The following is an 11,446-nucleotide window of genomic DNA, read 5'->3' as shown; positions in this document are numbered from 1 at the left end:
GCCGCGGCCGCATGACGCCCCATTCCGTCTTCATCATCGACGACGACCCGGCCATGCGCGATGCGCTGCTGACCTTTCTACGCGGGGCGGGCCTTCGCGCCCGGGCCTTCGCCAACGGCCAGGATTTCCTCGACCACCTGCCCGAAGACAAGACGGCCTGCGTGCTGACGGATGTGCGGATGCCGCATCTCGACGGCGTGGAACTGGTGCGGCGGCTGCGGGACATTCGCGGCGATCGTTGGCCGGTGGTCGTCATGACGGGACACGCCGACGTGCCCCTGGCGGTGCAGATGATGAAGGCCGGCGTCGTTGACTTCATCGAGAAGCCCTTCGAACCCACGCGTATCCTGGACTCGGTGCGCGGTTGCATCAGCGCGCTGGCGAGCCTGACGCCCGAGATCGAGGCGCGCGACGCCGCGGCTCGCCGCCTGGCGACCCTGACCCCGCGCGAGCGGCAGGTGTTCGACGCCCTGATTCAGGGCCGCGCCAACAAGGAGATCGCGCTGGACCTGCAGATCAGCCCGCGCACTGTGGAAATCTTCCGCGCCAAGGTGATGCAGAAGATGCAGGCCGACAGTCTGTCGGCTCTGGTCCGCATGGGATTGCGCGTCAGCGACGCTTGAGCCCGGGCGCAATCGTCGCCACCTTGTCCGCACCATGAGCGACCGCGCCGCAGGCCTGGCTCCATCCCGCGTCACCGCGGTTCTGGGCCCCACCAACACCGGCAAGACCCACCTGGCGGTCGAGCGGATGCTGGGTCACGCCTCGGGCATGATCGGCCTGCCGCTGCGCCTGCTGGCGCGCGAGATCTACGAACGGATCGTCCGCCAGAGGGGCGCCGCCGCGGTCGCCCTGATCACCGGCGAGGAAAAGATCGTCCCGCCCCGGCCGCATTATTTCGTCTGCACCGTCGAAGCAATGCCGATGGAGCGGTCCGTGGAGTTCTTGGCGGTCGACGAAATCCAGCTGGCCGCCGACCCCGAGCGGGGCCACGTCTTCACCCAGCGGCTGCTTCACGCGCGCGGTCGGTTCGAGACCATGTTCCTGGGCGCCGGGACGATGGAGCCGCTGATCCGTCGCCTGGTCCCCGACGTGGAGATCGTCACCCGCGACCGGCTGTCCACCCTGTCCTACGCCGGTTCCAAGAAGCTGACGCGCCTGCCTCGACGCAGCGCCATCGTCGCCTTCTCGACCGAGCGGGTCTACGCCATCGCCGAACTGATCCGACGCCAGCGCGGCGGGGCGGCCGTGGTCATGGGCAGCCTGTCGCCCCGCACCCGCAACGCCCAGGTGGCCCTGTATCAGTCCGGCGAAGTGGACTTCCTGGTCGCCACCGACGCCATCGGCATGGGGCTGAACATGGACGTGGACCATGTCGCCTTCGCCGGCCTCAGGAAGTTCGACGGCCGCCGCACCCGATGGCTGCACGCCCACGAGATCGGCCAGATCGCCGGCCGCGCCGGTCGCCACCTGCGCGACGGCGCCTTCGGCGTCACGGCCGAGGCCGAGGACCTGGACCCGGACCTGGTCGAACAGGTGGTCGAGCACCGGTTCGATTCGGTCGAGGCGGCGGAATGGAGAAACGCCCGGCTGGACTTCGACACCCTGCCCGACCTCTTGCGGTCGCTGACGGTCACGCCCCAGCGTTCGGGTCTGAGCCTGACGGCCGAGGCTCTGGACGAGACCCTGTTGCGCCGACTGATCAAGGACGAGGAGATCGCCCGCATCGGCCGTTCGCGCGGGGCGGTGATGCGACTGTGGGAGGCGTGCCAGCTGCCCGATTTTCAGAAGACCACGCTGGACGAGCACGCCCGGCTGGCCAAGGATGTCTTCACCGCCCTGACAGGAAAGCGGGGCCGATTGACCGACGACTGGATGGCGCCGCGCTTCGCCGAGGTCGACCGCGACGACGGCCAGATCGACCAGTTGTCGGCGCGGCTGTCGGCCGTCCGCACCCTGTCCTACATCGCCAATCGGCCCGACTGGGTCCAGGATGCGCAAGGCTGGCGCGACCGCACGCGCGCGCTGGAGGACCGGCTGTCGGATGTCCTGCACGACCGGCTGACGGCGCGGTTCGTGGACCGGCGCACCACCGCGCTGATGCGGGCGCTGAACGTGCGCGACGACACGTTCGCCGGCGTCGCCGACGACGGCGAGGTGACGGTCGAAGGCCAGGTGGTGGGTCGGCTGGAAGGCGTTCGGTTCCAGATGGAGAAGGGCGGGTCGGCCCTGGAAGACCGCACCCTGCGCCAGGCCGCGGTGCGCGTGGTCACGCCCGAGGTCAGCCGCCGTCTGGGCCGCCTGGCCGCCGACAACGATGACGCCTTCACCGTCCTGGCCGACGGCGCCGTCCTGTGGAGCGGGGTCCTGACCGCCCAGGTTCAGTCGACGGTCGAAGGCGCGGATCCCTTTTCCCCGTCGGTGCGCCTGTTGGGCGACCTTGGTCCGACACCCGCCCGCGAGCGCGCCCGACGGCGCATCGAGGCCTGGCTGGCGGCCGAGGCCGGACGCGCGCTTCGGGACTTGAGACGCCTGCGGCAGGCGGTTGAGAGCGGTGCATTAAAGGGCCTGCCGCGCGGAATCGCCTTCCGCCTGATCGAGGCGGGCGGGCTGATCGACCGGCGCGACGTGGAACGCGATCTGGCGGCCCTCAGCCAGGCCGAGCGCCGCACCCTGCGCAGCTTCGCCATTCGGATCGGCGTCCATTCCGTCTGGCTGCCAGGCCTGATGAAGCCTCGCGCACGCCATTTCGCCCAGGCCTTTCTTGCGCCCCCGCTGATCGCCGCCACACCCGACCTGATCGCGACGCCGACGCAACTCCCCTCCCCGCGTCGGCTTTCCGCTCATGGCCTGCGACAGGCCGGCCGCTGGTTGGCCACGGTGGAGACGCTGGAGAAGATGGCCGAGTTGCGCGCCGCCGGACCCGGCCGACTGTCGGACGCCGCCCTGGTGGACCTGGGCTGGAGCGCCGATCAGGCCCGGCAGGTCATCGCCGCGCTGAAGACGGTGCGCGCCCAGATGCCTGACAAACCCGGCCGGCCTGGTCCAACCCCGCACTCCCCCTTCGCCGCCCTGGCGGTCCTGACCGAAGCCCCCGCCGCGCCGCGAAAGCCCCGACGCCCGCGCCGCAAGGCGCGCGCTTGAGCGAGACCTGCCGCATCGACGTCTGGCTGTGGCGGGCGCGTTTTCTGAAGACGCGCGGAATGGCGGCGGCCTTTGTCGAGAGGGGCGCGGTCCGGCTGACGCACAACGGCGTCCAGGTCCGGCTCGACAAGCCCAGCCGGTCCGTCCGTCCCGGCGATCTCCTGACCTTCGCCCGCAACGGGCAGATCACGACCCTGCGCGTCGAGGCGCTGGGCGAACGGCGCGGGCCCGCCGAGGAGGCCCGCGCCCTCTATTCGCTCGTCACGACTTGATGACGAACTCGCCTTCAATATGCAGTTCGACCTCGTCCGACACCGCCGGCAGCGCATAGTTGATGCCGAAGTCCGAGCGCTTGATGGTCGCTTCTCCGTCGAAGCCGGCCTTGTAGGCGCCCATGGCCGTGCCGGCCTGGTTGAACTCCACCTCGATCGTGACCGGCTTGGTGACGCCGCGTAGGGTCAGGTCGCCGACCACCGTGGCCTCATTGGGGTCGTCGGAGTCCACCGTCACCGAGCGCGACACGAAGGTGGCGGTCGGATGGTTGGCGGTGTCGAAGAAGTCGGCGGTCTGCAGGTGACGCTTCAGCGCGTCGTCGTTCGGCGCCACGTCGGTCAGCGGGATGGTCGCCGTCAGGCTGCTGGCCGCAGGATCGGCCGGATCCAGCGTCAGTTCGGCCTTCACATTGACGAACTGGCCGACGTACTTCGAAAAGCCCAGGTGGTTGACCGACCAGGTGATCTTGCCGTGGCCGGAATCCAGCTCATAGGCGCCGGCGCGAACCTCGGCCGGGTTCTGGGTCAAAGCGGCCTGGGCGACCACCGCGCCGCCAGCGCCGATGCTGAGGGCCAGGGCGCCGGCGACGGCGTATTTCATAAGGGGAGCGCGCATGGATGTGCCTTGTTCCTGGACGATTGAAATGCAATCACTACAGTTGCGAATAAGCCTCGCGGTTGTCAAGCCGGTCTGCGAACGTGTCTCGCCTTATACCCTGGTGTTGACAGTTGGTTGCATGGCCGCCATGTCGCAGGCCTCCCGCCAGCAACCTCGACCTTTCGACCGCCCCCATGACCTACATCGTCACCGACGCCTGCGTGAAATGTAAGTTCATGGACTGCGTCGAGGTGTGTCCGGTCGACTGCTTCTACGAGGGCGAGAACTTCCTGGTCATCGCGCCCGACGAATGCATCGACTGCGGCGTGTGCGAACCCGAATGCCCGGTCGACGCCATCGTCCCCGACACCGAGGACGAGCCCGACGGCAAGTGGCTTCAGATCAACGCCGAATACGCCAAGACCTGGCCCAACATCACCGTGAAGGGCACGCCCCCCGCCGACCGCGAGCAGTACGAGCGCGAGACCGGCAAGTACGAAAAATACTTCAGCCCCAAGCCGGGCAAGGGCTCCTGATTTCATCGGATTGGTGCGGGCGGCCGGGGTCGAACCGGCAAGGGCTTGCGCCCGACGGATTTTAAGTCCGTTGCGTCTACCAGTTTCGCCACGCCCGCGATCCGGCGCGACTGTATAGCCAGCCGCGCCGGACGGGGATAGGCGTCAATGGCCGGCGACGGGCGATGCGTCGGCGGGGCGCATGGCGCGGAAGTCGACGTCGGAATCGGCGATCAACCACACCAAGGCGGCCCAGGCCGCGACGTTCTGGTTCAGCTGCGCCGGGTCGATCTTGTCCAAGGTGTCGTTGGCGGTGTGGTGCAGGTCGAAATAGCGCGTTCCGTCCTGGGCCAGGCCGAAGAAGGGCACGCCCAGCGGCCCCATAGGCCCGATATCGACGCCGCCTTCGGTTTCCGCCTGACGCGAGGCCAGGACGCCGATGGGATAGAGGACCCGGTTCGCGGCTTTCTGGAAGTCCGATCCTTGCACGCCGGCCGGCAGACGCAGGGCGTAGACGCGGTCCGCGCCGAAATCGCTCTCGCCGGCGATGATGTGCTTGTCCAGCGCCGCACCCTGATTGCGGGCGTAAACGCCGCCGCCGTTGCCTGTCTCGCGCGTCGGCTGGGCGACTTCCTCCGAACCGTACAGCACCACGCGAATGGTGCGGGCCGGACGCCGACCGCTGTCGGCGATGGCTCGGGCCGCCGCCAGGGTGATGCCTCCGCCCGCCGCGTCGTCGATGGCGCCGGTTCCCAGGTCCCAGCTGTCCATGTGCGAGCCCAGCACGATCACCTCGTCGGGTCTTTCGGCGCCGGGCAGATCGCCGATCACGTTCTGGCTGCGGGTCTCGTAGGTGCGCGCGGTCGAGGTCAGACGCAGCCGCACCGGCTCTCCCATCGCGACCAGCCGGCTGACCTGATCGGCGTCGGGCGCCGACAGGGCGAAGGACGGAATGGTCGGCTTTCCGTCGACATATTGGGTGGTGCCGGTGTGCGGCAGGCGGTTCTCGTCGGACCCGACCGAGCGAAGGATGAAGGCGGTCGCGCCCTTGGTCGCCGCCACGCCCGGCCCGGCGCCGCGCACCCGCGTCTGCGGACCATAGCCGGAGCCGTCCTGCATCGGCCGCATCTGGCCGAAATCGACATAGGCGATCTTGCCCGCCAACAATCCCTCCGGCGCGGCCTGCAGTTCCTCCAGCGAGGTGAAGCGCACCACCTCGCCCTCCACGCCCCCGCGCGGCGTGGCCGGCGAATGACCCAGCGCGGCCAGGACCAAGGCCTGGGCATGCTCTCCCAGAACCTCGCCGCTGCTCTGCCCCCGCTCCCAGCCGATGAGCGGGAATTCCTCGATCCGCACGTTCTGGAACCCGTGGGCGCGCATGTAGTCGGCGGCCCAGGCGGCGGCCTGCTGCTCGGCGCGGGAGCCCGCCGGGCGGGCTCCGAAGCGGGTCGTCACCTGGGTAACATAGTCCAGGGCGATGTTGGAGCGCATCGCCTGGTCGCGGATGACGACGGCCTGGGCCTCGACAGCGGCGTCCTGCGCCGCCGCGGGCGAGCCGGTCGCGGCGAGGAAGAGCGCTGCTGCGCTCACGGACAACAGGCGAAGAGACATCGGCGGCTCCGGACGAAACGAAAGAGCGCGGACCCTAGAGCGTCATCCGCTGCGCCGAAAGGCTCAGCCGTTCTGGAAATAGGGCTCGACCGGCCCCTGCAGCTTGACCGTCAGCGCCTTGCCCTTGCGGTCCACGCGATTTCCCAGCGCCAACCGCACCCAGCCCTCGGACACGCAGTATTCCTCGACATTGGTCTTTTCCTCGCCCTTGAAGCGAACCCCCACGCCCCGCTGCAGAGCGTCGGCGTCATGGTGCGGGCTGGACGGGTCGACGGACAGGCGGTCGGGCGGGGTGTCGGACATGAGAGGCTCGGCGATCTGGAAAGGCGGGGTGATAGCGCCCCGGCGTCGCGGCGCCAACCGACCTGTATCGCCGGAACCGCGCCCGTGCGGCGCTTCTACTGCACCGTCTGGCGCGGCTGGGCGTCAGCGCCGGCCTGATAGGGCTGCGGCCCGCTGGCGGCCGGGGTTGCGGCTGGGCGGGCGGCGGGAGCGGCGGCCGGTTGTCGCGTCGCGGGCCGTCGCGCGGCCGGGCGCGTCGCTGCGGGGCGCGGGGTCGCCGCCGCCGGGGCGGCCGGAGCAGCGGCGGCGGGCGTCTGCGTTTGCGGCTTGGGCGCCTCCGCCGCCGGGGGCTCTGCGCTTTCGGCGGCAAGGGCGCGAGCAGCCATCTGCTGGGCCTGGAAGCGGGCGGCCAGCTTCTCGGTCAGCTCCTTGGCCTGGGCCGGCTGCATCTGCGCCATGACGGCCGCCAGGGTGCGCGGGCGCATGGCGGCGGCGACCGGCAGGCGCACCCGATCCTCCAGCGCGGCCATGACCGGCGCGGCGTCCTTGGGCCGCATGGCGGAGTAGACCTGGACCAGGCGGTCGATCTCGGCCTTCTCGCGCTCGTCGACCTGGCCCAGCATCTGCCGCATCTCAGCCTTCAGCGCCTCCAGAGCCTGGACCTTGGCGTCGAGTTTCTGCTCGGCGGCCGTCATCAGCGGCAGCATGGTGGCGAAGTCCTGGTCGCGGGCGTCCAGCTGTGTGCGTCGCTGCGACAGGGACTGGATGATGCGCAGTTCGGCCGGGGAGATGCCGGCCTGCTGGGCCAGTTGATCGGGCGTCAGGGCGCAGGCGGCGGCAGGCTTGGCCGGCGCGGCGGCGGACGATGGCGCGGCCTCCTCGGCCCAGGCGCGCGCGCCCTCGAACAGGCCCGGCGCCACGCCGACCGCGCGCACGGCGACCACCCCGCCGATGGCGACGGCGATCAGGGGCAGCAGGCGGGGAATGCGGGCCATCGGGCGGTCTTTCGGTCTCAGGCGGCGAACAGGTCGTCGTCGAGATTACGACGCGCGGCGTTGAGGTTTTGTTTGGCGGTTTGGTTAGCGGACCGGCCGGCGCTCAGCGCCTGGACGATCGAGGCGACGTTGTCGCGCCCCGGCGCGGCGGCGCGTCGCCCGCCCGACGGTCCGGCCAAGCCCTGAATGCGTTCGGCCAGGGCGGCCATCCGGCGCGCGCGGTCGTCCTCTTCTGTGACGACGATCGGAGACGACGTCGCGGCGACCGGCGCGGGCGCCTCGTCCTCGGTCCTGCGGGCGACCGGAGCGGGCCCGCGCGCGATCAACGCCTCCAGCTGCTGCTTGACCTCGCGCGCCTTGATGATCCGGTCGTGCAGCAGATCGGTCTCCTGGCCCGAAGCCCTGAGCGTCGCCAGCGCCGCCTCGGCGCGACCGGCCGCGGCGTTCAGGTCCGTCACCGCCTGGGCGAACGCCAGCTGCCCAGCGCGCAGCGCCGTCAGCTTGCGTTCCAGCTTCACGCCGTAGCCGACCGCCGCCACCAGCAGCAGCATCAGCACCGCGTCCATGATCATGCCGGCCATCAGGCGCTCCTCCGGGTCAGACGCGCCGCGGCGTCGTTGGTGATGGGGCCTTCGACGCGCACGGCCACATGCTGGCCCTTCCGGCCGATCCGCCCGGTCGTCAGGGGGACCGACCCCGCACGGATCGACACGTCCGAATCCGGCGCCGCGTTCAGCATCAGGGTGTCGCCGACCTTCAGGTTCAGCACGCTGGACAACGGCGCCTGCTGTTCGTCCAGCACCACCCGCACCTCGGTGTCGGTGGTCCAGAGTTCGGTCGCCAGGTGGCTTTCCCAGATGTTGTCGCGACCGAATTTCTCGCCCATGAACTGCTGCAGCAGCATCTTGCGGATGGGCTCCAGCGTCGCATAGGGCAGCAGCAGTTCGATGCGTCCGCCGCGATCCTCCATGTCGATGCGCAGCTTGATCAGGATGGCCGCATTGGCCGGGCGTGCGATGGCGGCGAAGCGCGGGTTGGTCTCCAGCCGGTCTAGGTTGAAATGAACGGGCGTCAGCGGCTCGAACGCCTGGCGGGCGTCATTCAACACCACCTCGATCATCCGCTGCACCAGCACGCGCTCGATGGTGGTGTAGGGCCGGCCCTCGATCCGCAGCGCCGCCGTGCCGCGCCGTCCGCCCAGCAGCACGTCGACGATCGAATAGATCAGATTGGAATCGACCGTCAGCAGGCCGTAGTTGTCCAGCTCCTCGGCCCGGAACACCGCCAGGATCGCCGGCAGGGGGATGGAGTTCAGATAGTCCCCGAACCGGATCGAGGAGATGTTGTCCAGCGACACCTCGACGTTGTCGGAGGTGAAGTTGCGCAGGCTGGTCGTCATCAGCCGCACCAGGCGGTCGAACACGATCTCCAGCATCGGCAGCCGTTCGTAGCTGACCAGGGCGGAGTTGATGATCGATCGTATGCCCGACCGTTCCGACCCGTCGTCGCCGCCCAGGTCGAATCCCAGCAGGCTGTCGATCTCGTCCTGGTTCAGCACCCGCTCGGACAGGGCGTCGCTCATGTCGCCCAGCGGCTCGAAGCCTGCGCCGCCCAGCGGATCGAGTTCGGCTGCGTCGGCCATGCCTATTGCACCAGCATTTCTTCGATCAGCACGGCGTCGACCTTGCCCGGCGCGGCGATCAGGTTGACCCGGCGCAGGATTTCGGCGCGCAGCTGATAGGTGCCGGCGGATCCGCTGAGGTCTTCGGGACGCAGCTCGCGCACGAAGCCGGTGAACATGTCCTGCAGGCGCGGCATTTCCTCCTGCAGATGCGTGGCGACCGACGCGTCGTGCGTCTCCAGCGTCAGCTTCAGCTTCAGGAAGGTCGGGCGGCCGTCCGCCGACTGAATGTTCATCACCATGTCCGGCAAGGTGAAGAAGGTCACCCCGTCCGGTCCGGCCGCGATCTTGCCCAGGGCGGGATCGGCCTCGCCACCCTCGCCGCCTCCGCCGTGACCGCCGCCGCCCTTCTTCTCCTCGCCGTGACCGCCGCCCTTCTCGGCCTTCGCCTCGCCGTGGCCGCCTTCCGCCTCGGCGGCGGCCGGCTTGGGCTTCAGCATGAAGAAGGCGGCCGCGCCCCCGCCTCCCAGCACCAGCAGGGCGACAGGCGCGATGATGAACAGCAGCGGCAGCTTCTTTTTCTTGGGCGCGGCTTCGCCCTCGCCGCCCTCGCCTTCGGTCGGGGCGGGCGGCGCGGCGTCCGCATTCGCGTCGCCCTTCTTCTTGCCCAGCTTCAACATGCGGTCGATTCGCCCCGGATGATCCCAGGGGAGGATCGACCGGGTTTGGTTAACACCGCGTTTACGATCGGCAGGATTTGCCGGGCGCCGAGACCCTCCCTGTGCTCCAAAGCCCCGTCGCGCCTGGATTAACCCTGTTGGCATGGCCGTTGCGAGCCACCGGGCCGAAGGAGCACGCCCCTCGTGGAAAACGCCGCCTACATCGGACTGTCTCGCCAGATGACCCTGCGCCGCGAACTCGACATCGTGGCCAACAACGTCGCCAATGCGGACACCACCGGCTTCAAGGTCGAACAGCTGATGCTGAGCGCCGAGATCGGCCAGCGCGCCCGCAACGACGCCATCCGCCCCGGCGCCAGCTTCGTGCTGGACAACGGCGTCGGCCGCGACTTCGGCCAGGGAACCCTGCGCCAGACCGGCCGGACCCTGGACTTCGCCATCGAGGGCGAGGGCGCCTTCTTCGTCGTTCAGGACGGTGCGGGCCGTCAGGCCTACACTCGGGACGGCGGCTTCACCACCGATCCCACCGGCCGGCTGACCACCAAGCAGGGCCAGCCCGTTCTGGGCGGCGGGGCGGAGATCGTGCTGGACCCCGAACTGGGCGCCCCCAGCGTCGGCGCCGACGGCACAATCACACAGGACGGCCAGATCGTCGGCCAGATGTCGGTCGTGCGCTTCGGCGCTCTGGGCGTGCTGGAGAAAGGCGGCGACGGCCTCTACCGCAACGCCTCCAACGTCCAGCCGATCGAAGCCAACGACGTGCAGATCCGTCAGGGAATGCTGGAGGGGTCGAACGTCAATCCGCTGCTGGAAATGACCAGCCTCATCGAGATCAGCCGCGCCTATGAAAGCGTCACGCGGATGATCGAGAACACCAATGACCTTAGCCGTCGCGCCGTCGAGCGCCTCGGCAAGGCCGCTTAAGGAGAGCCCCTCGCATGCGCGCTCTAAGAACCGCCGCCTCGGGCATGGCCGCCCAGCAGCTGAACGTGGAGGTCATCTCCAACAACATCGCCAACATGAACACGGTGGGCTTCAAGAAGCAGCGCGCCGAGTTCCAGGACCTACTCTACCAGAATATCGAGCGGATGGGCGCGCAGTCCTCGTCCCAGGGCAACGTCGTGCCGACCGGCATCCAGGTCGGCGCGGGCGTCAAGGCCGGCGCCGTCTATCGCATCACCGAACAGGGCACGCCCCAGCACACCGGCAACCCCTACGACATGGCCATCGACGGCAAGGGCTTCTTCCAGGTCACCCTGCCCTCCGGCGAGATCGCCTACACGCGCGCGGGCAATCTGCAGGTCAATCCCGAGGGCCAGATGGTCACCGACGACGGCTATCTGCTGGAGCCGGCGGTCACCATCCCTCAGGACGCGGTCGACATCATCATTTCCAAGTCCGGCCTGGTCCAGGTGACCACCGCCGGCCAGGCCGAGCCGACCACCGTGGGCCAGATCGAACTGGCCACCTTCTTCAACGAGGCGGGGCTGGAGGCCATCGGCGACAATCTGCTGCTGGAAACCGCCGCCTCCGGCGCCGCCACCATCGGCGCGCCGGGCGAGGTCGGCTTCGGACAGATCCTGCAGTCCTACACCGAAGCCTCCAACGTCGACGCGGTGTCCGAGATCAGCGCCCTGATCGTGGCCCAGCGCGCCTATGAGATGAACTCCAAGGTCATCAGCACCGCCGACGAGATGCTGTCCGTCGCCGCCCAGGTGAAGAGCTAGA

13 protein-coding genes and 1 tRNA gene are annotated in these 11,446 nt (G+C 69.2%); 6 read left to right on the top strand and 8 right to left on the bottom strand.

Features of this window, described 5'->3' with window-relative positions; translation table 11 throughout:
* The 3 genes from fixJ to B2U11_RS02795 form a co-directional block, all read left to right on the top strand.
* Positions 1 to 623, top strand: a 623-nt coding sequence (gene fixJ, locus B2U11_RS02805) for a response regulator FixJ (RefSeq protein ID WP_349680700.1), incomplete at its 5' end; no start/stop codon positions are given.
* Between the two features lie 34 nt (positions 624 to 657).
* A complete protein-coding gene (locus B2U11_RS02800) occupies positions 658 to 3,144 on the top strand; it encodes a helicase-related protein (RefSeq protein WP_292069816.1) in 2,487 nt (828 codons plus the stop codon).
* Positions 3,141 to 3,416 carry an RNA-binding S4 domain-containing protein gene (locus tag B2U11_RS02795; RefSeq protein WP_292069815.1) on the top strand — a complete coding sequence of 92 codons (276 nt, stop codon included), beginning with the start codon at positions 3,141 to 3,143 and terminating at the stop codon, positions 3,414 to 3,416. The genes B2U11_RS02800 and B2U11_RS02795 overlap by 4 nt, the downstream gene beginning before the upstream one ends.
* Here the strand turns inward: B2U11_RS02795 and B2U11_RS02790 are convergent.
* A complete protein-coding gene (locus tag B2U11_RS02790) occupies positions 3,406 to 4,032 on the bottom strand; it encodes a YceI family protein (protein ID WP_292069813.1) in 627 nt (208 codons plus the stop codon). The two genes, B2U11_RS02795 and B2U11_RS02790, sit on opposite strands and share 11 nt — an antisense overlap.
* 176 nt (positions 4,033 to 4,208) lie before the next feature.
* On the opposite strand from B2U11_RS02790, the gene fdxA reads away from it, so the two are divergent.
* Positions 4,209 to 4,550: a ferredoxin FdxA gene (fdxA, locus tag B2U11_RS02785; protein ID WP_250202255.1), complete on the top strand. Its 342-nt coding sequence runs from the start codon at positions 4,209 to 4,211 to the stop codon at positions 4,548 to 4,550.
* Between the two features lie 11 nt (positions 4,551 to 4,561).
* On the opposite strand, the gene B2U11_RS02780 is transcribed toward fdxA, so the two are convergent.
* From B2U11_RS02780 to B2U11_RS02750, 7 genes are all read right to left on the bottom strand, one after another.
* Positions 4,562 to 4,648 (bottom strand) — tRNA-Leu (locus B2U11_RS02780).
* Positions 4,649 to 4,694: 46 nt separating this feature from the next.
* A complete protein-coding gene (locus B2U11_RS02775) occupies positions 4,695 to 6,140 on the bottom strand; it encodes a M28 family peptidase (RefSeq protein ID WP_292069806.1) in 1,446 nt (481 codons plus the stop codon).
* Between the two features lie 63 nt (positions 6,141 to 6,203).
* Positions 6,204 to 6,443 (bottom strand): DUF3297 family protein, encoded by a 240-nt coding sequence (locus tag B2U11_RS02770; RefSeq protein WP_249751169.1) that lies wholly within the window; start codon positions 6,441 to 6,443, stop codon positions 6,204 to 6,206.
* A gap of 95 nt (positions 6,444 to 6,538) precedes the next feature.
* Entirely contained in the window at positions 6,539 to 7,417 is an 879-nt protein-coding gene (locus B2U11_RS02765; protein WP_292069802.1) for a MotE family protein, read from the bottom strand.
* Between the two features lie 17 nt (positions 7,418 to 7,434).
* Complete coding sequence (locus tag B2U11_RS02760) at positions 7,435 to 7,998, bottom strand: DUF6468 domain-containing protein (RefSeq protein ID WP_292069801.1); 564 nt, start codon at positions 7,996 to 7,998, stop codon at positions 7,435 to 7,437.
* On the bottom strand, positions 7,998 to 9,059 hold the full coding sequence (gene fliM, locus B2U11_RS02755; protein WP_414632927.1) for a flagellar motor switch protein FliM: 1,062 nt from the start codon (positions 9,057 to 9,059) through the stop codon (positions 7,998 to 8,000). Before fliM ends, B2U11_RS02760 begins: the two co-directional genes overlap by 1 nt.
* A gap of 2 nt (positions 9,060 to 9,061) precedes the next feature.
* Positions 9,062 to 9,718, bottom strand: coding sequence for a flagellar basal body-associated FliL family protein (locus B2U11_RS02750; RefSeq protein WP_292069799.1), 657 nt, complete (start codon positions 9,716 to 9,718; stop codon positions 9,062 to 9,064).
* Positions 9,719 to 9,901: 183 nt separating this feature from the next.
* Here B2U11_RS02750 and flgF point away from each other — a divergent pair, with 183 nt between their 5' ends.
* On the top strand, positions 9,902 to 10,642 hold the full coding sequence (flgF, locus tag B2U11_RS02745) for a flagellar basal-body rod protein FlgF (protein WP_292069798.1): 741 nt from the start codon (positions 9,902 to 9,904) through the stop codon (positions 10,640 to 10,642).
* 14 nt (positions 10,643 to 10,656) lie between these two features.
* Complete coding sequence (flgG, locus tag B2U11_RS02740; protein ID WP_249751174.1) at positions 10,657 to 11,445, top strand: flagellar basal-body rod protein FlgG; 789 nt, start codon at positions 10,657 to 10,659, stop codon at positions 11,443 to 11,445.
* Position 11,446: the final 1 nt, after the last annotated feature.

Source organism: Brevundimonas sp. UBA7534, assembly GCF_002479325.1.
Lineage (GTDB): Bacteria > Pseudomonadota > Alphaproteobacteria > Caulobacterales > Caulobacteraceae > Brevundimonas.
Note: the sequence above shows the minus strand (reverse complement) of the source record. Positions and strands in the feature narration are given on the sequence as shown.

What these genes read in the sequence shown, in the direction of transcription:
- B2U11_RS02800 (WP_292069816.1), top strand. Translation starts at nt 658, where the DNA reads ATGAGCGACCGCGCCGCAGGCCTGGCTCCATCCCGCGTCACCGCGGTT.
- B2U11_RS02790 (WP_292069813.1), bottom strand. Translation starts at nt 4,032, where the DNA reads ATGCGCGCTCCCCTTATGAAATACGCCGTCGCCGGCGCCCTGGCCCTC.
- fdxA (WP_250202255.1), top strand. Translation starts at nt 4,209, where the DNA reads ATGACCTACATCGTCACCGACGCCTGCGTGAAATGTAAGTTCATGGAC.
- B2U11_RS02775 (WP_292069806.1), bottom strand. Translation starts at nt 6,140, where the DNA reads ATGTCTCTTCGCCTGTTGTCCGTGAGCGCAGCAGCGCTCTTCCTCGCC.
- B2U11_RS02770 (WP_249751169.1), bottom strand. Translation starts at nt 6,443, where the DNA reads ATGTCCGACACCCCGCCCGACCGCCTGTCCGTCGACCCGTCCAGCCCG.
- B2U11_RS02765 (WP_292069802.1), bottom strand. Translation starts at nt 7,417, where the DNA reads ATGGCCCGCATTCCCCGCCTGCTGCCCCTGATCGCCGTCGCCATCGGC.
- B2U11_RS02760 (WP_292069801.1), bottom strand. Translation starts at nt 7,998, where the DNA reads ATGGCCGGCATGATCATGGACGCGGTGCTGATGCTGCTGCTGGTGGCG.
- fliM (WP_414632927.1), bottom strand. Translation starts at nt 9,059, where the DNA reads ATGGCCGACGCAGCCGAACTCGATCCGCTGGGCGGCGCAGGCTTCGAG.
- B2U11_RS02750 (WP_292069799.1), bottom strand. Translation starts at nt 9,718, where the DNA reads ATGTTGAAGCTGGGCAAGAAGAAGGGCGACGCGAATGCGGACGCCGCG.
- flgG (WP_249751174.1), top strand. Translation starts at nt 10,657, where the DNA reads ATGCGCGCTCTAAGAACCGCCGCCTCGGGCATGGCCGCCCAGCAGCTG.